At 53.8% G+C, this 21,928-nt stretch carries 25 protein-coding genes, 1 pseudogene and 1 other annotated feature; of the genes and pseudogenes, 16 read left to right on the top strand and 10 right to left on the bottom strand.

What is annotated here, in order from left to right; all coding sequences use genetic code 11:
- Nucleotides 1-66 precede the first annotated feature (66 nt).
- Entirely contained in the window at nucleotides 67-891 is an 825-nt protein-coding gene (gene nadE / locus ACOTXF_RS02195; RefSeq protein ID WP_045415113.1) for an ammonia-dependent NAD(+) synthetase, read from the bottom strand.
- Between the two features lie 221 nt (nucleotides 892-1,112).
- On the opposite strand from nadE, the gene osmE reads away from it, so the two are divergent.
- The 7 genes and pseudogenes from osmE (at nucleotide 1,113) to chbG (ending at nucleotide 6,962) form a co-directional block, all read left to right on the top strand.
- Nucleotides 1,113-1,454: an osmotically-inducible lipoprotein OsmE gene (gene osmE, locus ACOTXF_RS02200; RefSeq protein ID WP_008500677.1), complete on the top strand. Its 342-nt coding sequence runs from the start codon at nucleotides 1,113-1,115 to the stop codon at nucleotides 1,452-1,454.
- Between the two features lie 284 nt (nucleotides 1,455-1,738).
- A complete protein-coding gene (gene chbB, locus ACOTXF_RS02205; protein WP_008500676.1) occupies nucleotides 1,739-2,056 on the top strand; it encodes a PTS N,N'-diacetylchitobiose transporter subunit IIB in 318 nt (105 codons plus the stop codon).
- Nucleotides 2,057-2,135: 79 nt separating this feature from the next.
- Nucleotides 2,136-3,494, top strand: coding sequence for a PTS N,N'-diacetylchitobiose transporter subunit IIC (gene chbC / locus ACOTXF_RS02210; RefSeq protein WP_008500675.1), 1,359 nt, complete (start codon nucleotides 2,136-2,138; stop codon nucleotides 3,492-3,494).
- Nucleotides 3,495-3,540: 46 nt separating this feature from the next.
- A complete protein-coding gene (chbA, locus tag ACOTXF_RS02215; RefSeq protein WP_021241072.1) occupies nucleotides 3,541-3,888 on the top strand; it encodes a PTS N,N'-diacetylchitobiose transporter subunit IIA in 348 nt (115 codons plus the stop codon).
- Between the two features lie 11 nt (nucleotides 3,889-3,899).
- Nucleotides 3,900-4,736, top strand: a pseudogene (chbR, locus tag ACOTXF_RS02220) (transcriptional regulator ChbR); the annotation flags it as partial.
- Between the two features lie 109 nt (nucleotides 4,737-4,845).
- Nucleotides 4,846-6,201, top strand: a complete 1,356-nt coding sequence (locus ACOTXF_RS02225; protein ID WP_023292678.1) for a 6-phospho-beta-glucosidase — start codon at nucleotides 4,846-4,848, stop codon at nucleotides 6,199-6,201.
- Between the two features lie 11 nt (nucleotides 6,202-6,212).
- Nucleotides 6,213-6,962 carry a chitin disaccharide deacetylase gene (chbG, locus tag ACOTXF_RS02230; protein WP_047745192.1) on the top strand — a complete coding sequence of 250 codons (750 nt, stop codon included), beginning with the start codon at nucleotides 6,213-6,215 and terminating at the stop codon, nucleotides 6,960-6,962.
- Nucleotides 6,963-7,055: 93 nt separating this feature from the next.
- Here the strand turns inward: chbG and katE are convergent, their stop codons facing one another.
- Nucleotides 7,056-9,305: a catalase HPII gene (gene katE, locus ACOTXF_RS02235; protein WP_047745191.1), complete on the bottom strand. Its 2,250-nt coding sequence runs from the start codon at nucleotides 9,303-9,305 to the stop codon at nucleotides 7,056-7,058.
- 167 nt (nucleotides 9,306-9,472) lie between these two features.
- Between katE and cedA the strand changes: the two genes are divergently transcribed.
- On the top strand, nucleotides 9,473-9,748 hold the full coding sequence (cedA, locus tag ACOTXF_RS02240; RefSeq protein WP_263312679.1) for a cell division activator CedA: 276 nt from the start codon (nucleotides 9,473-9,475) through the stop codon (nucleotides 9,746-9,748).
- Between the two features lie 48 nt (nucleotides 9,749-9,796).
- On the opposite strand, the gene ACOTXF_RS02245 is transcribed toward cedA, so the two are convergent.
- From ACOTXF_RS02245 to hxpB, 3 genes are all read right to left on the bottom strand, one after another.
- A complete protein-coding gene (locus ACOTXF_RS02245) occupies nucleotides 9,797-11,188 on the bottom strand; it encodes an L-cystine transporter (protein WP_232926546.1) in 1,392 nt (463 codons plus the stop codon).
- A gap of 127 nt (nucleotides 11,189-11,315) precedes the next feature.
- Nucleotides 11,316-11,906, bottom strand: coding sequence for a metal-dependent hydrolase (locus ACOTXF_RS02250; protein ID WP_014883483.1), 591 nt, complete (start codon nucleotides 11,904-11,906; stop codon nucleotides 11,316-11,318).
- 101 nt (nucleotides 11,907-12,007) lie between these two features.
- Nucleotides 12,008-12,679, bottom strand: coding sequence for a hexitol phosphatase HxpB (gene hxpB, locus ACOTXF_RS02255; protein WP_048963058.1), 672 nt, complete (start codon nucleotides 12,677-12,679; stop codon nucleotides 12,008-12,010).
- Nucleotides 12,680-12,827: 148 nt separating this feature from the next.
- Between hxpB and ACOTXF_RS02260 the strand changes: the two genes are divergently transcribed.
- Nucleotides 12,828-13,364 (top strand): YniB family protein, encoded by a 537-nt coding sequence (locus tag ACOTXF_RS02260; protein ID WP_008500663.1) that lies wholly within the window; start codon nucleotides 12,828-12,830, stop codon nucleotides 13,362-13,364.
- A gap of 36 nt (nucleotides 13,365-13,400) precedes the next feature.
- Here ACOTXF_RS02260 and ACOTXF_RS02265 read toward each other — a convergent pair whose 3' ends face one another.
- The 3 genes from ACOTXF_RS02265 to pfkB all read right to left on the bottom strand — a co-directional run bounded on the left by ACOTXF_RS02265 (nucleotide 13,401) and on the right by pfkB (nucleotide 15,696).
- Nucleotides 13,401-14,261, bottom strand: coding sequence for a fructosamine kinase family protein (locus ACOTXF_RS02265; RefSeq protein WP_008500662.1), 861 nt, complete (start codon nucleotides 14,259-14,261; stop codon nucleotides 13,401-13,403).
- 105 nt (nucleotides 14,262-14,366) lie between these two features.
- On the bottom strand, nucleotides 14,367-14,657 hold the full coding sequence (gene ghoS, locus ACOTXF_RS02270; protein WP_008500661.1) for a type V toxin-antitoxin system endoribonuclease antitoxin GhoS: 291 nt from the start codon (nucleotides 14,655-14,657) through the stop codon (nucleotides 14,367-14,369).
- 106 nt (nucleotides 14,658-14,763) lie between these two features.
- Nucleotides 14,764-15,696, bottom strand: a complete 933-nt coding sequence (pfkB, locus tag ACOTXF_RS02275; RefSeq protein WP_008500660.1) for a 6-phosphofructokinase II — start codon at nucleotides 15,694-15,696, stop codon at nucleotides 14,764-14,766.
- Nucleotides 15,697-15,991: 295 nt separating this feature from the next.
- On the opposite strand from pfkB, the gene ACOTXF_RS02280 reads away from it, so the two are divergent.
- Nucleotides 15,992-16,750: a DUF481 domain-containing protein gene (locus tag ACOTXF_RS02280; protein WP_021241081.1), complete on the top strand. Its 759-nt coding sequence runs from the start codon at nucleotides 15,992-15,994 to the stop codon at nucleotides 16,748-16,750.
- 80 nt (nucleotides 16,751-16,830) lie between these two features.
- Here the strand turns inward: ACOTXF_RS02280 and yniD are convergent, their stop codons facing one another.
- Nucleotides 16,831-16,938, bottom strand: a complete 108-nt coding sequence (gene yniD / locus ACOTXF_RS02285) for a small membrane protein YniD (RefSeq protein WP_008500658.1) — start codon at nucleotides 16,936-16,938, stop codon at nucleotides 16,831-16,833.
- Between the two features lie 98 nt (nucleotides 16,939-17,036).
- Entirely contained in the window at nucleotides 17,037-17,237 is a 201-nt protein-coding gene (gene yncL / locus ACOTXF_RS02290; protein WP_084635613.1) for a stress response membrane protein YncL, read from the bottom strand.
- Between the two features lie 216 nt (nucleotides 17,238-17,453).
- On the opposite strand from yncL, the gene thrS reads away from it, so the two are divergent.
- The 6 genes from thrS to pheS all read left to right on the top strand — a co-directional run bounded on the left by thrS (nucleotide 17,454) and on the right by pheS (nucleotide 21,917).
- Nucleotides 17,454-19,382, top strand: a complete 1,929-nt coding sequence (gene thrS / locus ACOTXF_RS02295) for a threonine--tRNA ligase (RefSeq protein ID WP_008500657.1) — start codon at nucleotides 17,454-17,456, stop codon at nucleotides 19,380-19,382.
- A 3-nt stretch (nucleotides 19,383-19,385) separates the two neighbouring features.
- On the top strand, nucleotides 19,386-19,928 hold the full coding sequence (gene infC / locus ACOTXF_RS02300; RefSeq protein ID WP_023616141.1) for a translation initiation factor IF-3: 543 nt from the start codon (nucleotides 19,386-19,388) through the stop codon (nucleotides 19,926-19,928).
- A gap of 97 nt (nucleotides 19,929-20,025) precedes the next feature.
- A complete protein-coding gene (gene rpmI, locus ACOTXF_RS02305; protein WP_001124225.1) occupies nucleotides 20,026-20,223 on the top strand; it encodes a 50S ribosomal protein L35 in 198 nt (65 codons plus the stop codon).
- A 49-nt stretch (nucleotides 20,224-20,272) separates the two neighbouring features.
- On the top strand, nucleotides 20,273-20,629 hold the full coding sequence (gene rplT / locus ACOTXF_RS02310; protein WP_000124850.1) for a 50S ribosomal protein L20: 357 nt from the start codon (nucleotides 20,273-20,275) through the stop codon (nucleotides 20,627-20,629).
- 117 nt (nucleotides 20,630-20,746) lie between these two features.
- Nucleotides 20,747-20,871, top strand: a sequence feature (Phe leader region).
- Entirely contained in the window at nucleotides 20,752-20,796 is a 45-nt protein-coding gene (gene pheM, locus ACOTXF_RS02315) for a pheST operon leader peptide PheM (protein ID WP_001386830.1), read from the top strand. Its footprint overlaps the feature before it by 45 nt.
- A gap of 62 nt (nucleotides 20,872-20,933) precedes the next feature.
- Nucleotides 20,934-21,917, top strand: a complete 984-nt coding sequence (gene pheS, locus ACOTXF_RS02320) for a phenylalanine--tRNA ligase subunit alpha (protein WP_021241084.1) — start codon at nucleotides 20,934-20,936, stop codon at nucleotides 21,915-21,917.
- Nucleotides 21,918-21,928: the final 11 nt, after the last annotated feature.

Raw genomic sequence — 21,928 nt, forward strand, 5'->3', positions numbered from 1 at the left:
GTTAAAAAAGAGCCGGGTGGCGGCGACGCCTTACCCGGCCTACAAAACGGGGTTACCGTTTTGCGTTTATTTCCAGAAGTCGTCAAACACCGTTATCGGTGGGCGACGCTTGTGCTCGGTTTTCAGATACCAGCCTTCGATGATCTTCGCGGTACCCTCATCCAGCTTTTTGCCTTCCAGATAATCATCAATGTTGTCGTAGGTGACGCCAAGAGCCGCTTCATCCGGCAGGGAAGGGCGATCGTCCTCCAGATCGGCCGTCGGCGCTTTCTTATACAGATGCTCAGGACAGCCCAGCGCGGCAAGCAGCTGCTTGCCCTGACGCTTGTTCAGGCGGAAGATCGGGTTGATGTCGGTGCCGCCGTCGCCGTACTTGGTGAAGAAACCGGTGATCGCTTCTGCCGCATGGTCGGTGCCGACCACGACGCCTTTGGTCATCCCGGCAATGCTGTACTGCGCTTTCATGCGCTCGCGGGCTTTCTCGTTGCCGCGAACAAAATCGCTTAACTCAATGCCCGCTTCGCGAAGCGCCTGCTCGCTTGCCAGCACGGAGCCTTTAATATTGACGGTCAGCACGCGGTCAGGCTGAATGAAGGCGATTGCATCCTGGCAATCCTGCTCGTCCGCCTGTACGCCATATGGAAGACGCACGGCGATAAATTGCAGGGTTTCATCTCCCGTCTCCTGGCGCAGCTCTGAAATTGCCATCTGGCAGAGCTTACCGGTCAGCGTTGAATCCTGGCCGCCGCTGATGCCCAGCACCAGAGATTTCAGGAAAGAGTTCTTCTTTAAATACGCTTTTAAAAAATCCACGCTGCGGCGGATCTCTTCATTTGCATCTACCGCAGGCTTCGCGCCCAGCGCCTGGATAATCTCTTGTTGCAGAGTCATCACGCTCTCCATAAACAGAATGTGTTAACTGTTAAAACTAACCCTTTGGACGTAAAACGACAAGGATCACAGTTTCGAGTGCGCTAATTTACGCCGTTTTAGCAGGTTATCGTTGTTTTATTAGAATTTTCCGAAATTCGTCTGGCGTAACGCACAAAGTTGAACAATAGTACTTTTTATCCCATGCTTAGATAACACGCTGATAAACAAGAGGACGGAATATGAACAAGAACGTAGCAGGAATTCTTAGCGCAGCGGCGGTACTGACTATGCTGGCAGGGTGTACGGCTTACGATCGCACCAAGGATCAGTTTACGCAGCCCGTAGTAAAAGATGTCAAAAAAGGGATGACCCGTTCGCAGGTCGCTGCGATTGCCGGTAAACCTTCTTCCGAAGTCACCATGATTCATGCGAAAGGCACCTGCCAGACCTACATCCTGGGTCAACGTGATGGTAAGGCAGAAACCTACTTTGTCGCCCTGGATGATACCGGTCATGTGATCAACTCCGGCTATCAGACCTGTGCTGAATACGATACTGACCCGCAGGCACCTAAGGCGTAGTCACCCTGCTTGCCTGAGGATGTTAACAAACCGGCCCTGAGGCCGGTTTTTTTATGCATCGGAAAATCTTATTTCTTTTCGCGAATTATTTGCCCGAAATGTGAGGGTAGTCAACAAGCCAGGTCAATGAGAGACAATTTGAGTCTGTTCAGAATTATCCCCTGTCTGTACCATTGCGTATACTCACTCCAACGATAAACAACAGTACGCAAACTACCTGTCTGCCGGGACAGCGAGTCGAGTGAGAACGCGACGGCAGGTAGTCATACAAGAGGGAAATTACGATGGAAAAGAAACATATCTACCTGTTCTGCTCAGCGGGCATGTCAACCTCGCTTCTGGTGTCAAAGATGCGTGCGCAGGCTGAAAAGTATGAAGTCCCTGTGGTGATCGAAGCGTTCCCGGAAACGCTGGCGGGCGAAAAAGGTCAGACAGCCGATGTTGTTTTACTGGGACCGCAAATTGCCTATATGTTGCCCGAAATTCAACGACTGTTACCTAATAAACCGGTCGAAGTGATCGACTCGGGGCTGTACGGCAAGATTGATGGTTTAGGTGTTCTTAAAGCTGCTGTGGCAGCGATTAAAAAAGCTGCTAATTAATTTTTATTTTTCCCGTCAAAGAGTTATTTCACACACAATACGCCGTAACATGCGTTACGGCATTTAAGGGTATTTTCCTATGAGTAAAGTCATCGCTTCACTTGAAAAGGTACTCCTTCCTTTTGCTGTTAAAATAGGAAAGCAGCCTCACGTTAATGCCATCAAAAACGGCTTTATTAAATTAATGCCGTTGACGCTGGCCGGGGCCATGTTCGTTTTAATTAACAACGTTTTTCTGAGCTTTGGTGAAGGTTCCTTCTTTTATTCATTAGGAATTCGGTTAGACGCTTCCACAATTGAAACCCTTAATGGTTTTAAAGCCATCGGCGGCAACGTCTATAACGGTACGTTGGGGATTATGTCGCTGATGGCGCCTTTCTTTATTGGGATGGCGCTGGCAGAAGAGCGTAAGGTGGACCCACTGGCCGCCGGGTTATTATCCGTCGCCGCCTTTATGACAGTGACCCCGTACAGCGTCGGTGAAGCCTATGCTGTGGGCGCCAACTGGCTGGGTGGGGCTAACATCATCTCCGGTATTGTTATCGGCCTGGTGGTGGCAGAGATGTTCACCTTTATTATCCGTCGCAACTGGGTGATCCGCCTGCCGGATAGCGTACCGGCCTCCGTTTCCCGTTCATTTTCCGCGTTGATTCCAGGCTTCATTATTCTCTCTATTATGGGGATTATCGCCTGGGCGCTCTCTCACTGGGGCACGAACTTCCACCAGATCATCATGGACTCTATCTCTACGCCGCTGGCGTCTATGGGGGGCGTGGTCGGTTGGGCGTACGTGATTTTCACCTCTCTGCTGTGGTTCTTTGGCGTGCATGGTTCACTGGCACTGGCCGCGCTGGACAGCGGAATTATGACCCCGTGGGCACTGGAAAACGTTGCACTGTATCAGCAGTACGGCTCCGTTGACGCGGCGCTGGCAGCGGGTAAAACTTTCCATGTGTGGGCGAAGCCGATGCTTGACTCCTATATCTTCCTGGGCGGTACCGGGGCAACCTTGGGTCTGATCATCGCGGTCTTTATTGTCTCTCGTCGCGCAGACTACCGTCAGGTCGCGAAGCTGGCGCTGCCATCAGGCATCTTCCAGATTAACGAACCGATTCTGTTCGGTCTGCCAATCATCATGAACCCGGTCATGTTCATTCCGTTCATCCTGGTTCAGCCGCTGCTGGCCGCTATCACCCTGACGGCGTATTACATGGGCATCATTCCTCCGGTCACCAACATTGCACCGTGGACCATGCCAGCGGGTCTGGGTGCCTTCTTCAACACCAACGGCAGCGTCGCAGCCTTCCTGCTGGCGATATTTAACCTCGGGATTGCCACCCTGCTGTACATGCCGTTCGTGGCGATTGCGAACAAAGCCGCCACCATCATTGATGAAGAAGAGAGCGAAGAGGATATCGCCCTCTCACTGAAATTCTAAGATTGACGGCGCGGGGAAACCCGCGCCAGCCACAAGGAGCTTAAAGATGTTAGATTTGGATAATATTGTCGCAGACGAAGCCGTCGAGAACGATCTCGAAGAAGTGGTGATGGGGCTTATCATCAACTCCGGGCAGGCCCGCAGCCTGGCCTACGCCGCGCTGAAGCAGGCCAAGCAGGGGGATTTCGCCGCCGCGAAAACCATGATGGAACAGTCCCGCACGGCGCTGAACGAAGCGCACCTGGTGCAGACAAAGCTGATTGAAAGCGATCAGGGCGAAGGGAAGATGAAGGTCAGCCTGGTGCTGGTCCACGCGCAGGATCACCTGATGACCTCGATGCTGGCACGCGAGCTGGTGGCGGAGCTTATTGAGCTTCACGAGAAGATGCAGTAAGTCAGACTGAGCAGCAGGAGGTCAGCACGATGGAAATTAAAACCGCACTTGAACAGCAGCTGTTTAATGGCAAAAATTTTCACGTGGTTATCTACAACAAGACGGAGAGCGCCAGTGGTCTGCATCAGCATGACTACTACGAGTTCACGATTGTTCTGACCGGCCGCTACTACCAGGAGATCAACGGTAAGCGCGTTCTGCTTGAACGAGGGGATTTTGTCTTCCTGCCGATGGGGTCTTATCACCAGAGCTTTTACGAATTTGGTGCCACCCGCATTCTGAATGTGGGCGTCAGCAGACGTTTCTTCGAGAAGCACTATCTGCCGCTGGTGCCGTTCTGCTTTGTGGCCTCCCAGGTTTATCGCGTCAAAAACGAGTTCATGACCTGGATTGAAACGGTTATCGCCTCGCTTAACTTCCGCGACAATGAATTTGATGAGTTTATTGAAACGGTGACCTTCTACGTGATGAACCGGCTGCGCCATCATCGTGAAGAGCAGCAGGTGACGGATGATATTCCGCAATGGCTGCGCAGCACCGTTGAGCTGATGCACGATAAAAGCCAGTTCAGCGAAAATGCGCTGGAAAATATGGTCTCCCTGTCGGGCAAATCCCAGGAATATCTGACCCGCGCGACGCAGCGTTATTACCGTAAAACGCCCGTGCAAATTATTAATGAAATCCGCATTAATTTTGCTAAAAAACAGCTGGAAATTACCAACTATTCTGTTACCGATATTGCATACGAGTCAGGATACAGCAGCCCCAGCCTGTTTATTAAAACCTTTAAGAAATTGACGTCATTCACACCGAACAGTTACCGGAAAAATTTGACGGTAATTAATTAACTGTCGGCGGATTACCCGCCACGAATATTGCTTTAATGGCTTGCCCAAATAGCGGGAAGAGCACGCTATACCTTGCAGGCGATTAACCTGATACGCTAAGGGAGATATTATGCAGAAGAAATTAAAAGTCGTAACCATTGGTGGCGGCAGCAGCTATACCCCGGAATTACTCGAAGGTTTCCTGAAACGTTATCATGAATTACCGGTCAGCGAATTATGGCTGGTAGACGTTGAGGAAGGTCAGGAGAAGCTGAATATTATTTTCGACCTGTGCAAGCGCATGGTGGAAAAAGCGGGCGTGCCTCTGACCGTGCATAAAACCCTCGATCGTCGTCTGGCGCTGAAAGATGCGGATTTTGTCACCACCCAGCTGCGCGTCGGCCAGCTGAAGGCGCGTGAGCTGGACGAGCGTATTCCCCTGAGCCACGGGTATCTGGGGCAGGAGACCAACGGCGCGGGCGGCCTGTTTAAAGGCCTGCGCACCATCCCGGTCATTTTCGACATCGTCAAAGACGTGCAGGAGATCTGCCCGAACGCGTGGGTCATTAACTTCACCAACCCGGCCGGTATGGTGACCGAGGCGGTCTATCGTCATACGAACTTCAAGCGCTTTATCGGCGTCTGTAATATTCCGATCGGCATGAAGATGTTCATCCGCGACGTGCTGGCGCTGACCGACAACGACGATCTCTCCATCGATCTGTTCGGCCTGAACCACATGGTGTTTATTAAAGATGTCATCGTGAACGGAGAATCGCGCTTTGCCGAGCTTCTCGACGGCGTGGCCTCCGGTCGTCTGACGGCGGCATCGGTGAAAAACATCTTTGACCTGCCGTTCAGCGAAGGGCTGATCCGCTCGCTGAATCTGCTGCCTTGCTCGTACCTGCTTTACTACTTCAAGCAGAAAGAGATGCTGGCCATCGAAATGGGCGAGTATTATAAGGGCGGCGCGCGTGCGCAGATCGTTCAGAAGGTTGAGAAGCAACTGTTCGATTTGTATAAAGACCCGAACCTGAACGTCAAACCGAAAGAGCTGGAGCAGCGCGGCGGGGCCTACTACTCCGATGCGGCGTGCGAAGTGATCAACGCCATCTACAACGACAAGCAGGCTGAGCACTATGTTAACGTCCCGCATCACGGCCATGTCGACAATATTCCGGCTGACTGGGCCGTCGAAATGACCTGCATCCTGGGGCGCGAGGGGGCTAAACCGCATCCCCGTATCACCCACTTCGATGACAAGGTCATGGGGCTGATTCATACCATCAAAGGCTTTGAAGTGGCGGCAAGCAACGCGGCGCTGAGCGGGGAACTCAATGACGTGCTGCTGGCCCTGAACCTCAGCCCGCTGGTGCATTCTGACCGCGACGCGGAGCAGCTGGCCAGCGAGATGATCCTGGCGCATGAAAAATGGCTGCCGAACTTTGCCGCCACGATCGAGAAGCTGAAGTTCAAACAGCAATAAGAGGACGCACAATGGAAAACCTGCTGATCGTTAATGCTGATGATTTTGGTCTCTCGAAAGGTCAGAACTACGGCATTATTGAAGCCTGTCGCCGGGGGGTTGTGACCTCTACAACGGCCCTGGTTAACGCTGAGGCGGTTGAACACGCGGCGCAGCTGAGCCGCGAGGTGCCAGAGCTGGGCGTCGGCATGCATTTTGTGCTGACGCTCGGGATGCCGCTTTCGCCAATGCCGGGCCTGACGCGCGACGGCCAGCTGGGTAAATGGATTTGGGAACGGGCGGAGCAGGGTGCTCTGCCGCTCGAAGAGATTGCCCGCGAGCTGGAGTGCCAGTTCAACCGCTTCGTTGATGTGTTTGGTCAGGCGCCGACGCACATCGACAGCCATCACCACGTGCATATGATCCCGGCGATTTTCCCGCTTGTCGCCGGGTTTGCACAGCGCAAAGGCGTGGCGATGCGCGTGGATCGTGAGGTGCACGGATTGCCGGACTGCGCTGTTACATCCACTGAGGGGTTCAGCAGCGCGTTTTACGGAGAAGAGATCAGCGAAGCGCTGTTCCTGAAGGTGCTGGATGATTCCGCTGCCCGCGGTGAAACCTCGGTGGAAGTGATGGCGCATCCTGCCTTTGTCGATAACACCGTGCGTAAAAGTGCCTACTGTTGGCCGCGGCTGGCGGAGCTGGACGTGCTGACGTCGGCCTCGCTGAAATACGCGATTGCCGAGCGCGGGTACCGGTTGGGGACGTTCAGGGAGCTGTAAGAGTTGCCGGGTGGCGGCTTCGCCTTACCCGGCCTACGAACGACCTGCTAACTCTTGTAGGCCCGGTAAGGCGAAGCCGCCACCGGGCTTTTTTTACGCCGGAATCTGATCGACCTTGCTGCTTCGCGACCAGACGCGGTGCGCGGCGAGCAAATCAAACAGCTTCGTCATGAAGGCATCGTCAACGTTATCTCCCTCGACAATGCCGTCCTCACCCTGATCGGCCACCTTCAGCTGCGCTTTAAACTGTCGCGCATCGCCGGACAGCGCGATCGGTTTCAGGTGCTTATAGGCTTCCAGCAGATAATAGACGGCGTCGCCGTTGGTCAGCAGACTGGCAAGATCTCCGCCCGGCACAATCACCGCATCGACGGTGAGCGATGGCGCACCGGCAAAGGTCGCCGCGACCGGCAGCACAGAACCATCGTCGGCCGTCACTTCACCCATGCGGGAATAGAGCAGTTTGGCATGCACGCCCTGGGTTTTTAGCGCCTGCATGATCCCCAGCACGTCGCTGGCGCGAGTTTTGTCGTTCAGCAGAATGGCAACCACGCGGCCTTTAATCGAGCCGCCCGGCACCGCATACAGGCTCAGCGACGGATCTTTCTTCACGCCGTTAACCTCTTTCGGCGGAGCGAGGTTACGCTGCTCGTCGGTCAGCGTAATGCCCAGGTTGTCCGCGACGCTCTGGGCAAGCTGAACATCAATATGCGCCAGCTGATCGACCACGCGCTCGCGGATGTAGGTGCGCACCACTTTACTCAGCTCAAAGCTGAAGCCGCCGATGATGTGCTGTTGCTCAATCGGCGTCTGGCTGTTCCAGAACAGGCGAGGGTGGGCGTAATACTCGCCGAACGAGGGGCTGCGCTCGCGAATTTTATTGCCATCGATACGCTCCTGATAGGATTCAAATCCACCGCGTTTCGGTCCGGGAGGCGTTTCACGCGGCCAGTTATCGTTGATGGAGTTCGGCTCATAGTTCGCCGGGTTGGTATCAATATCCTGACGGTGCATCCCGTCGCGCTGGAAGTTGTGGTACGGGCAGGTTGGGCGGTTAATCGGAATTTCGTGGAAGTTCGGCCCGCCAAGACGGCTGATCTGCGTATCGGTATAGGAGAACAGGCGTCCCTGCAGGAGCGGATCGTTGGTGAAGTCCAGCCCCGGCACGATATGCCCCGGGTGGAACGCGGCCTGCTCGTTTTCGGCAAAGAAGTTATCCGGGTTGCGGTTGAGCACCATTTTACCCACCAGCTGCACCGGCACCAGCTCTTCCGGGATCAGCTTCGTCGGGTCCAGAAGGTCGAAATCGAACTTAAATTCGTCCTCTTCCGGTATGAGCTGCAGGCCAAGTTCGTATTCCGGGAAGTCGCCCGCTTCAATAGATTCCCACAGCTCGCGGCGATGGAAGTCCGGATCGCGCCCGGTCAGCTTCTGCGCCTCGTCCCACACCAGCGAGGCTTTACCCGCGACAGGCTTCCAGTGGAAGCGGACAAACGTGGCTTTCCCCTCGGCATTGATCAGACGGAAGGTATGGATACCAAACCCTTCCATGGTGCGGTAGCTGCGCGGAATGCCGCGGTCTGACATCGCCCACATCACGTTGTGTAAGGTTTCAGGCTGCAGGGAAACATAGTCCCAGAAGGTGTCGTGCGCACTTTGTCCCTGCGGTATGGCCCAGTGGGGCTCCGGTTTTACCGCATGGACAAAGTCAGGAAATTTATGCGCGTCCTGAATGAAAAACACCGGCGTGTTATTGCCGACCAGATCGAAAATCCCCTCTTCGGTATAAAACTTGGTGGCAAAGCCTCGGATATCCCGGACGGTGTCTGCCGAACCTGCGCCGCCCTGCACGGTGGAGAAACGCACAAATACCGGGGTAATTTTATCCGGGTCGGAGAGGAAGTCCGCTTTGGTGATCGCCTTCAGGCTCTTGTAGGGCTGAAAGTAGCCGTGCGCAGCGGAACCGCGTGCGTGGACGATGCGTTCCGGTATCCGCTCGTGGTCAAAATGGGTGATTTTTTCCCGCAGAATGAAGTCTTCCAGCAGGGTTGGCCCGCGCGAGCCTGCGCGAAGTGAGTTCTGATCGTCAGCAATGCGCACGCCCTGATTGGTGGTGAGCGCAAAACCTTCGCCGCCTTTACGGTGTGGCTCAAGCGATTTCAGCTTATCGTTTCCCGTATCCGGGGATTTCATGCTTCCCGGTGCGGTAGGCTGTTCGCCTGGTGCGGAAGGGCCCGGGGAGGGGCGGTGAGAGCCGTCTGCAGGGGCGAGAGAGTCCATGCCCGGTTGAGATTCTTCAGTGCCATGAATCGGTGATTGATGTGTTTTATCTTTGTTCGACATTGCACGCTTCTCCTTTATCCATTGCTAAAAACCCTATTAAGGATAGAACAATGTCGTGAGATGGCTCGCGAACTAAGAGTTTTCACATGCCATCATTAACGAAAGGAGCCATCTCACCCACTCGGAGCGCGACGGAAGGCAGCAGGATCGGCTATCATAGAATTTTCCTGCTTCAAGAATTTGCTTTAGTGAATCCGTTGCTTATGAAACCTCTTCGTCAACAAAACCGCCAGGTTATTAGCTATGTGCCCCGCGTTGAGCCCGCGCCGCCAGACCATGCCCTGAAAGTGGAGGGTTTTCGCGATGTGTGGCAGTTACGGGGGAAATACGTGGCCTTTGTGCTGATCGGCGAACATTTCCGTCGCTCTCCCACCTTTACGGTGCCGGAGTCCGCACAGCGGTGGGCGATACAGATCCGCCAGGATGAAGAGGTTGAAGAATAACAGCCATAAAAAAACCGCCTGTTGGCGGTTTTTTTATATCTACAGCGATTAACGATGCGCCAGTTCGGCGTCGTCTTCACTTTCCAGAATCGCTTTGTCGGTCTGCTTCAGCCACTGGCTGGTCAGCGTACCGGCGGTCATGGAGCCGCTGACGTTCAGCGCGGTACGGCCCATGTCGATCAGCGGCTCAACGGAGATCAGCAGGGCAACCAGCGTCACGGGCAGGCCCAGCGCAGGCAGCACAATCAGCGCGGCGAAGGTTGCACCGCCGCCAACGCCCGCAACGCCTGCGGAGCTTACGGTGACAATCCCGACCAGCGTGGCGATCCAGACTGGATCCAGCGGGTTGATGCCGAGTGTAGGAGCAACCATTACCGCCAGCATCGCCGGGTACAGACCCGCACAGCCGTTCTGACCAATGGTGGCACCAAAGGAGGCAGAGAAGCTGGCGATGGATTCAGGCACGCCCAGACGACGAGTCTGAGCTTCAACGTTCAGCGGAATAGACGCGGCGCTGGAACGGCTGGTGAAGGCAAAGGTCAGTACCGGCCAGACCTTACGGAAGTATTTCAGCGGGCTGACGCCGTTCACGCCCAGCAGGATGCCGTGTACCACGAACATAATGCCAAGGCCCAGGTAAGAGGCGACAACGAAGCTGCCCAGCTTAATGATGTCCTGCAGGTTAGAGCCGGCAACCACTTTGGTCATCAGCGCCAGCACGCCGTAAGGGGTGAGCTGCATGACCAGACGAACCAGCTTCATCACCCAGCTTTGCAGGGTATCAATCGCGGTCAGCACGCGTTCGCCTTTTGGCGCATCGTCTTTCAGCAGCTTCAGCGCCGCCACGCCCAGGAACGCGGCGAAAATAACCACGCTGATGATGGAGGTTGGGCTCGCACCGGTCAGGTCAGCAAACGGGTTCTTCGGAATGAAGGAGAGCACCATCTGCGGCACGGTCAGGTCAGCTACTTTACCCACATAGTTGGTCTGAATTGCGGTCAGACGTGCCGTTTCAGCGGTCCCCTGAACCAGACCTTCTGCGGTCAGGCCAAACAGGTTAGTGACCAGCACACCCACCAGCGCGGCAATCATCGTGGTGAACAGTAGCGTACCAATGGTCAGGAAACTGATTTTTCCCAACTGGGTCGCGTTATGCAGGCGGGCAACGGCGCTCAGAATAGAGGCGAATACCAGCGGCATAACGATCATCTGCAGCAGCTGAACATAGCCGTTACCGACAATGTTGAACCACTGAATGGAATCTTTCAGTACTGGATTATCGGAGCCATAAATAGCCTGTAATGCCAGACCAAATACGACACCCATGGCCAGACCAACCAGCACCTTTTTCGCCAGGCTCCACTGTTTATGGCGCGCCTGCGCGAGAAGCAATAGCAATACAACGAACACAACGACGTTCGCGATGAGTGGAAAATTCATCCCCGTTCTCCTGATTTATTATCGGGTCGGTTTTTACCGATCCTGTTGGCGGAAGGTTAGCAGAAGTGTGATGTCGCGCTTATATCCAAATGGAATGGGTTATGACAAATGGGATAGTTTTGTTGGTTTACTGTTCAATCTGGTGATGAATAAAGCGATTGAACTGAAATTGTAGCGAATTAATCATCTGGGAAGACCAGCGGACTGCACTGTTTTCGGGCAACGTTTGCGGCATCCAGACGGCGTAAGCAAACAGCGCCATGCACAAGACGCGCTCAAGCTGGTTCCCTTTCTGCGGTGCCAGGATAGGAAAACGGAAGCGCCAGCGGCAGGGCCACAGCAGCGGTACGCCCGCAGGCGTCAGCATATCGGCCAGAATATGGCTCAGATAGCCCAGCACCATCCCCTGAATGGCATCGGCGGGGACGATCCAGCTTTCGGGCACTTTTAAATAGAAAAGCGTCAGCAGGCCAAACACGGCCAGCAGGCTGTGCGTAAACCCCCGGTGGCCGAACGCGCGGGCGATGGGTTTTGACACCCACTTCAGGCGCTGACCGAGGAAGGACTTGGGATGGTCAATGTCGGGCAGCAGACAGGTCAATACGGCGGAAGGGACGATATGCCACCAGTCCCCCTGCGCCAGCACGGGGGTGAGTTCAGCGTTTTTGGCAAATACTGCGCACGCGATAGAAAAAAGCAGGTGGCCTTCCGCCGTCATGATAAAACCCATAAAACTGTCAATTCATACAGTATAGGGTTTTTATACAGTAGGCGGAAGAGGTGACGGTGTAACTGTTTGTCACAAACTGCAGGAGGGTCTTAACCGCCCCGGAGGTGATGCGCCGTGAGTTCTGCCAGTGAAATCAGCTTCACATCGGCAAGGGCAAACCGGGGATCGTGGCGGCCTTCTTCCGCAGGCACCACAATGGAGCGCATCCGCGCGGCTTTAGACGCTATCATGCCGTTAACGGAATCTTCCAGCGCAACGCAGTTGAGGGGATCCGCGCCGAGCTTAGCGGCACAGTCGAGATAGACCTGCGGGTGCGGCTTGCTGTAAGGCAATTTCTCAGCGGACGCCAGCGCGTCGAAACTGTCGCGCAGTTCAAACATGATGAGCACTTTTTCCAGCATATGCAGCGGTGACGCCGAGGCCAGGCCGACCTTCAGTCCCTGGGCTTTACACAGCGCGACGGCCTCACGTACGCCGGGCAGCAGCGGCTTGCTCTCTTCTACCAGCGAAATGGCGCGGCTGATAATGCGCGCGGTCACTTCATCACGACCCGGTCCAGCCCACGGCTGTTGGGCAAACCACAGGTCAACCACCATATCGATGCGCAGGCCCAGCGTATCGGGAAGTTCATTACGGCGGCTGATGTCCACGCCCAGGCTGGCCATGACCTCCAGTTCGGCGCGATCCCACAACGGTTCGGAATCGATCAGTAATCCATCCATGTCAAAAATTGCGGCAAGAATTTGGCGCGGTGTCGACATCACAACGTCTCCTTATCCAGGGTGTTCGACAGACGATAAGTGCTAAGCACACTCTGCAATTTAGCATATTGCTTTTAAAGAGCGGGCGAAATTGATGACCAGCAGGTAGACTTAGGCACAAATAACGCGTCTTTATGAAGAGGAACTGATGACGTATCAACAAGCTGGACGCATTGCGGTCTTAAAACGTATTGCTGGCTGGGTGATTTTTATTCCTGCCGTCATTTCTACGCTGATTTCTGTACTCAAATTTATGTACGATCACAGCGAAAAACAGCCGGGTATCAATGCGGTTATGCTTGATTTTGCGCATGTGATGATTGAGATGATGCGTTTTAATACGCCATTCTTGAATGTCTTCTGGTTTAACTCACCGACCCCGGATTTTCAGCATCAGCTGAATATCGGCTTTTGGGTGATCTACGCCCTGATCTTTGTTGCGCTGGCGCTGCAGGCCTCTGGCGCGCGAATGAGCCGTCAGACGCGCTTCTTACGCGAGGGCGTCGAGGACCAGCTCATTCTGGAGCAGGCCAAAGGCCCGGAAGGCATGAGCCGGGAGCAGATTGAATCCCGCATTGTTGTGCCGCGCCACACCATTTTCCTGCAAATTTTCCCGCTCTATATCCTTCCCGTGATTATCATTGTGGCAGGATACTTCTTCTTCTCACTGCTCGGTTTTCTGTAACCGATACGGGTGGCGGCAAAGCCACCCGTCCGCGTCTCAGGCGGCAAGCATGCGCTCAAGCGCCCGCTGGGCGTTAACCAGGTGTTCCCCACCAAAAAGTATGGCGCGGTTCATCAGCGTATAAAGCTGATACACCGGTTGACGATCGAGGAAGCCGGGCGGCAGGGGAGAAACCGACTGATATCCGTCGTATATTTGCGGCGGTTGTTCAGGATGCAGCGGCAGCATGGCAAGATCGCACTCACGGTCGCCCCAGTAGCAGGCCGGGTCGAAGATATAGGGGCCGTTGGGCCCCAGCGCGCAGTTATCGGACCACAAATCACCGTGGAGCAGAGACGCCTGAGGCTGGTGGGAGGCCAGACGCTGCTGCACGTGTTCGACGATGGCATCAATATTGCCAAATTCCAGCCCTTTCTCGGCGGCAAGCTCTAACTGCCAGCCAATGCGCTGCTCGGCAAAAAACGTCGACCAGCGGCGCTGCCAGGCATTGGGCTGTGGCGTGGTGGAGAGATCGTTGTCAAAATCAAGGCCAAACTGCGGCTGGTCGCTCCACTGATGGAGGCGCGCTAGCTGCTGGCCAAGAATGAAAGCGTTATGGGCATCCAGCGGACGGGCGGGGAGATATTCCATGACCAGAAAACTGTAATCGCGGTCGCTACCGACGGCCAGAACCTGCGGGACCGTCACCGTTTTACTGCGCGACAACAGCTCCAGCTGATCGGCTTCGGCGGTAAATATCGGAAGCAGCTCGCGTTCATCGCATTTTACGAAGAGATCGCGCCCTGCGTAGCGTAAATGCCACGCGGCGTGGATCTCTCCGCCTGGCAGTTCGTTACGCAGTTCAATTTCACCTTCACCCAGCTGCTCACTTAAAAGATGACTGATAGCCTGCCACATGTTGACTCTCCCATGTTGTCTGCCAGATCATAAAGTTAGCGCATTATTGCGGTAAAAAAATACGAACTAACGCACACCTGAGCGGTTTAATTTCATACAGGGCACTTATTGTTCTTTTTTCTGCCAGCTTTCCCAGGTGTCGACGTCAATTTCGGCTGGCTTGTCGGTCACACTTTCCACCAGGCTGGCGGCCAGCGCATGGACCTCTTCTTTATTCAGGGCACCGATCAGACCAAATGCCAGGGTGCCTAAATCATGAATATTGCCTTCGTCATCCGTCAGGGTGAGGAGAAAATTAGCCCGGGTAAAGGCATTGTTGAGCTCATTTAGCTCGGTAAGCGATGCCTCATGAAGGTTGACGGTTACGACATAACGAGTGATGTCACCACTGCTCATAATTCACCTCATTGTTATCATGGAAGTTTTCTTAGCATAGTCGATAGTTTGCGTTTGGCGACTCGGGGATGACGTTCCCCTTCATGCAGATGAAGGGGAACAGACGTTAATTTCGGGACAGGTAATCGACGATTTTTTGCGTATCGGCCAGCGAACAGAGGCGCGTGCCCTGGTTGATGGTGGCGGCGCTACCCGCCGCCACGCCGTAGCGCGTCATCTCCAGCAGTGACGCACCCTGCGCAAGTTTAAGCGTCATCGCACCCACCATGCTGTCACCCGCGCCAACCGTGCTCTGGCTCTTCATCGGCGGTGGAACAACCTGAACGGACGACGTTTCATCGACGGCCAGTGCCCCCTGCGGACCGAGGGAAACCACCACGCGTCGCGCTTTGCCGCTGCGTACCAGCTCCTGCGCGGCGGTGCGCACATCGTCAGGCTGCGTCAAGTCTCGGTTGACCAGCGCGCTTAACTCTTTCTGGTTGGGTTTGACCAGCTCAAGATTGCCCGGCACTAAGGCCGCTTGCAGGGCCTCGCCGCTGCTGTCGACGATGCAGCGAATACCGCGTTGCTGCGCCGCCTGAATCAGCGCGGTTAATTTTTCCGTACTTACGCCGGGCGGCAGGCTGCCGCTGACCACCAGCAGCGCGCCGCTTTCTATCGTCAGCACTTTCTCTTCAAGCTGACGAAACTCGTCATCGGTGAGTTTCGCGCCCGGCATGACAAACCGGTACTGCTCGCCGCTGGATTCCACGTGGACATGCAGGTTTTGCCGCGTCCAGTCTTTCGCCTCGACGGTCTCTACGGCCACCTGTTCATCTGCCAGCAGGGAGACCAGGTGTTCACCGGTAGCACCGCCTGCGGGGAAAATGGCCGTGGCTTTGCCGCCGAGGTGGGTAATGGCGCGCGCCACGTTGATACCGCCACCGCCGGGCTCAAAGACCGGGGCGCTACAGCGCAATTTACCTTCCGGATAAATCTGCGGCGTCAGGGTGGCGGAATCAAGGGAAGGGGAGAGCGTCAGGGTGTAGATAGGAACCATCATTACCTCCTTTTAGCATGGGTTCCTTTTAGTCTGGCACCATTTGTCAGGAAGGCAATGTAAATAACAGTATGATTTTAAATATGAATAGTGAATAAAAGTGAGGCCGGAGACATATAAAATAAAACGCTTTTTGGGATCGTTCTTATTCAAAAAATGAAATAAGAAAACATTGCTATGTTATTTGCGGCTTTTTATAATTTGTTACCTTTCTCTGGACGCCTTGTCATTGATCCTCAAGAAAGATTCCGGGACCGTGTGGTCTCTTTTTTTGTTGTACGGACTCCTTAATAAAATGAAGCTTTTAAAGACAGTGCCCGCTGCACTGATGCTGGCGGGTGGCGTGTTTGCGGCTATGAACGCGACCGCCGATGATTCCGTTTTTACTGTCATGGACGATCCCTCCACCGCGAAAAAACCGTTTGAAGGTAACCTGAACGCGGGGTACCTGGCACAATCCGGTAACACCAAAAGCTCTTCTCTGACGGCGGACAGTACGCTTACCTGGTACGGTAATACCACCGCCTGGTCTCTGTGGGGTAATGCCAGCAATACGTCCGCTAATGACGAACGCTCTTCCGAGAAATATGCGGTAGGCGGACGTAGCCGTTACAACATGACCGACTATGACTACCTGTTTGGTCAGGCAAGCTGGTTAACCGACCGTTACAACGGTTATCGCCAGCGTGACGTGTTCACGGCGGGTTATGGTCGTCAGTTCCTGAACGGTCCGGTACACAGCCTCCGTTTTGAATTCGGTCCAGGTGTGCGTTATGACGAGTACACCAATGGCGATACCAAAACCCAACCGCTCGGTTACGCTTCTGGTACCTATGCCTGGCAGATGACTGATAACACCAAATTTACACAGGGTGTTTCTGTATTTGGTGCCGACGACACGACGCTGAACTCTGAGACGGCGCTCAACGTGGCCATCAACGAACACTTTGGTCTGAAAGTCGCCTACAACGTGACCTGGAACTCTTCACCACCAGAGTCTGCACCGGATCATACCGACCGCAGAACCACGGTTTCACTGGGTTATAGAATGTAATGAAGACGGGCCGATGATCATGTCGGCCCGTTTATTCTCTCTGATCTTGTGACGTCCCTTCTGATGAGCTGTACTCGCCCCTAACCCCAAATCATCGCCGCCCAACGGAGTAACAGCATTGCGCCGCAGATGGCAATCAGCACCAGCACCATTTTCCAGTGTTTTACGGCAAATCGTTTTGTTGGCATAACCTAATCCTTGTTCGTTGATATCCACAGTCTACCAAACAGGGCCTGAATATGCCCCTTCGCAGGAACGATTGGGTTATGCCAGCGTAGGGGGCGGTTCAGAACCAGTGGAATCGTTCGGCGAGAATCAACAATAAACCTGTGGCGGAAAGGATGTTCAATATCACAACCGTTCTACTGGATACGTTCATGGTATGCACCTTTGGGTTTAAAGACCTGTTCAAGAGTAGCCCTGCATTTCTAAATTGCGAGCGCCGGGAATATGCAACCTGCAAATTCATGCGAAAGTGCCAGCACATCAATCTGCCAGCAGAGGGTGCAATCTCCCTTTTGTTAGTGTTAACATTGCAAGGCTTGCCGTATATCCGGCGTTGTCTGATTTTCCGGCAGGTGAATGATGACGAACCAATTTGACGATTGTTGGTCAGATGGTGTCGTAATCTATTGTCAAATCACGATTATTTTCTTTGTATATGCTCTTATGTGTGGGGCATCACTGCAAATAAGGATATAAAATGCCTGTAATTACTCTTCCTGATGGCAGCCAACGCCATTTCGACCGCGCTGTTAGCCCAATGGATGTTGCCCTGGACATCGGTCCTGGTCTCGCGAAAGCGACCATCGCCGGCCGTGTCAACGGTGAGCTGGTGGATGCCTCCGATCTGATCGAAAACGATGCGACACTGGCCATCATCACCGCAAAAGATGAAGAAGGTCTGGAGATCATTCGTCACTCCTGCGCGCACCTGTTGGGCCATGCCATCAAACAGCTGTGGCCAAACACCAAAATGGCGATCGGTCCGGTTATCGATAATGGTTTCTACTACGATGTTGACCTTGACCATACCCTGACTCAGGAAGATATCGACGCGCTCGAAAAACGTATGCACGAGCTCGCCGAAACGAACTATGACGTCATCAAGAAGAAAGTCAGCTGGCACGAAGCGCGTGAAACCTTCGTGAAGCGCGGCGAGAGCTATAAAGTCTCGATTCTTGACGAAAACATTTCGCATGATGACAAGCCTGGCTTGTACCATCACGAAGAATACGTCGACATGTGCCGTGGACCGCACGTGCCGAACATGCGCTTCTGTCATCACTTTAAGCTGATGAAGATCGCAGGCGCCTACTGGCGCGGCGACAGCAACAACAAGATGTTGCAGCGTATCTATGGTACCGCATGGGCCGATAAAAAAGCCCTGAACGCTTACCTGCTGCGTCTGGAAGAGGCGGCGAAGCGTGACCACCGTAAAATCGGCAAGCAGCTTGACCTGTACCACATGCAGGAAGAAGCGCCGGGTATGGTGTTCTGGCATAACGACGGCTGGACCATCTTCCGTGAACTGGAAACCTTCGTACGCTCCAAGCTGAAAGAGTACCAGTATCAGGAAGTGAAAGGCCCGTTCATGATGGACCGTGTGCTGTGGGAAAAAACCGGCCACTGGGACAACTACAAGGATGCGATGTTCACCACCTCGTCTGAGAACCGTGAATACTGCATCAAGCCAATGAACTGCCCGGGCCACGTTCAGATCTTCAACCAGGGTCTGAAATCCTACCGTGACCTGCCGCTGCGTATGGCGGAGTTCGGTAGCTGCCACCGTAACGAGCCATCAGGTGCGCTGCACGGTCTGATGCGCGTGCGTGGCTTTACGCAGGATGATGCGCATATCTTCTGTACCGAAGATCAGGTCCGTGACGAAGTTAACGCCTGTATTCGTATGGTCTACGATATGTACAGCACTTTTGGCTTCGAGAAGATCGTGGTCAAACTCTCAACGCGTCCGGAAAAACGTATCGGTAGCGATGAGACCTGGGATCGCGCAGAAGCGGATCTCGCCGTGGCGCTGGAAGAGAACGGCATTCCGTTCGAATACCAGCTGGGCGAGGGCGCATTCTACGGTCCGAAAATTGAATTTACCCTGTATGACTGCCTCGATCGCGCATGGCAGTGCGGTACTGTACAGCTGGACTTCTCCCTGCCGCAGCGTTTAAGCGCCTCTTATGTTGGCGAAGACAACGAGCGTCAGGTGCCGGTAATGATTCACCGCGCCATTCTCGGTTCTCTGGAACGCTTCATCGGCATCCTGACCGAAGAGTTCGCCGGCTTCTTCCCAACCTGGCTTGCGCCGGTGCAGGTGGTGGTGATGAACATTACCGATTCTCAGGCAGATTACGTTAAAGAATTGACGCAGAAACTACAAAATGCGGGCATTCGCGTAAAAGCAGACTTGAGAAATGAGAAGATTGGCTTTAAAATCCGCGAGCACACTTTACGTCGTGTCCCGTATATGTTGGTCTGTGGTGATAAAGAGGTGGAAGCAGGCAAAGTTGCCGTTCGCACCCGCCGTGGTAAAGACCTGGGCAGCCTGGACGTAAGTGAAGTGATTGAGAAGCTGCAACAAGAGATTCGCAGCCGCAGTCTTCAACAACTGGAGGAATAAGGTATTAAAGGCGGAAAACGAGTTCAAACGGCACGTCCGAATCGTATCAATGGCGAGATTCGCGCCCAGGAAGTTCGCTTAACAGGTCTGGAAGGCGAGCAGCTGGGGATTGTGAGTCTGAGAGAAGCAATCGAAAAGGCTGAAGAAGCTGGAGTAGATTTAGTTGAAATCAGCCCTAACGCCGAACCGCCAGTTTGTCGTATCATGGACTACGGCAAGTTCCTTTATGAAAAGAGTAAGTCTTCTAAGGAACAGAAGAAGAAGCAAAAAGTTATCCAGGTTAAGGAAATCAAATTCCGTCCTGGTACCGACGATGGCGATTATCAGGTAAAACTCCGCAGCCTGATTCGCTTTCTGGAAGATGGCGATAAGGCCAAGATCACACTGCGTTTCCGCGGTCGTGAGATGGCCCACCAACAGATTGGTATGGAAGTGCTTAACCGCGTCCGTGACGATCTGAGTGAACTGGCAGTAGTCGAATCCTTCCCTACGAAGATCGAAGGCCGCCAGATGATCATGGTGCTCGCTCCTAAGAAGAAACAGTAAGGCCTTCAAGCAGCAAAATCTGTGGAGCCTTCGGGTTTCATAGGTTTTGTTCGCCTATGTTTCGTTTATTTAACAATGCGAAGTGGAAGTTATTAAAATGCCAAAAATTAAGACCGTACGCGGTGCTGCTAAGCGCTTCAAAAAAACCGGTAAAGGTGGTTTTAAGCACAAGCACGCTAACCTGCGTCACATTCTGACTAAGAAAGCTACCAAGCGTAAACGTCACCTGCGTCCAAAAGCCATGGTTTCTAAAGGCGATCTGGGCCTGGTCATCGCGTGCCTGCCGTACGCATAAGTCGTTTCGTTTAACTTTTTTAACTTAGAATAGATACAGGAGAGCACACATGGCTCGCGTAAAACGTGGTGTAATTGCACGTGCACGTCACAAGAAAATTTTGAAACAAGCTAAAGGCTACTACGGTGCGCGTTCACGCGTATACCGCGTTGCCTTCCAGGCTGTTATCAAAGCAGGTCAGTACGCTTACCGTGACCGTCGTCAGCGTAAGCGTCAGTTCCGTCAACTGTGGATTGCGCGTATCAACGCAGCAGCACGTCAGAACGGTATTTCTTACAGCAAATTCATCAACGGCCTGAAAAAAGCCTCTGTTGAAATCGACCGTAAGATCCTGGCTGACATCGCAGTATTCGACAAAGTAGCGTTCACCGCTCTGGTCGAAAAAGCGAAAGCAGCACTGGCATAAGCCAGTTGAGAGAGGGGGCCTGGCTCCCTCTTTTCATATAACCCTGTAAGAAGATTGACATTTACCCGTGCAGGCTTTTCAATAAGGTCTCAACGGTTTTTACCCAACAAGGTAACGCAAGCATGAATGCTGCTATTTTCCGCTTCTTCTTTTACTTTAGCACCTGACTTCAGGAGGCTAGCGCGTGAAAGATGAAACGAAAAACAGCGCCAGATAAGCCTCCCGATGGAGGCTTTTTTTGTGCCTGAATTTGAGAGAATAACTCCACCAAATCGGTGTCTGCACCGACATAATGAGGAAAATCATGTCACATCTCGCAGAGCTGGTTGCCAGTGCAACAGCCGCCATTAATCAGGCCTCAGATGTTGCCGCGTTAGACAATGTCCGCGTCGAATATCTTGGGAAGAAAGGGCACCTGACCCTTCAAATGACAACCCTGCGTGAGCTGCCGCCAGAAGAGCGCCCGGCAGCGGGGGCGGTGATTAACGAAGCCAAAGAGCAGGTACAGCAGGCGCTGAACGCACGCAAAGCCGAGCTGGAAAGCGCGGTGCTGAATGCGCGTCTGGCCGCAGAGACGATCGACGTTTCTCTGCCGGGTCGCCGCATCGAGAACGGCGGTCTGCACCCGGTTACCCGCACCATCGATCGCATTGAAAGTTTCTTCGGTGAGCTCGGCTTTACCGTGGCGACTGGCCCGGAAATTGAAGATGATTACCACAACTTCGATGCTCTGAACATTCCTGGCCATCATCCGGCACGCGCTGACCACGACACTTTCTGGTTCGACGCGACGCGTCTGCTGCGTACCCAGACCTCTGGCGTTCAGATCCGTACCATGAAGGATCAGGCGCCGCCAATCCGTATTATCGCGCCGGGCCGCGTCTATCGTAACGACTACGATCAGACCCACACCCCAATGTTCCACCAGATGGAAGGTCTGATTGTTGATAAAAACATCAGCTTCACCAACCTGAAAGGCACGCTGCACGATTTCCTGAACAACTTCTTTGAGGAAGATCTGCAGGTTCGTTTCCGTCCGTCCTACTTCCCGTTCACCGAACCGTCTGCGGAAGTTGACGTGATGGGCAAAAACGGCAAATGGCTGGAAGTGCTGGGCTGCGGCATGGTGCATCCAAACGTCCTGCGCAACGTGGGTATCGATCCGGAAGTTTACTCCGGCTTCGCCTTCGGTATGGGCATGGAGCGTCTGACCATGCTGCGCTATGGCGTCACCGACTTACGTGCATTCTTCGAAAACGATCTGCGTTTCCTCAAACAGTTTAAATAAGGGCAGGACAG

Origin of the sequence: Enterobacter cloacae complex sp. IR53041, assembly GCF_049238285.1 — a bacterium.
GTDB classification, from domain to species: Bacteria; Pseudomonadota; Gammaproteobacteria; order Enterobacterales; family Enterobacteriaceae; genus Enterobacter; species Enterobacter roggenkampii.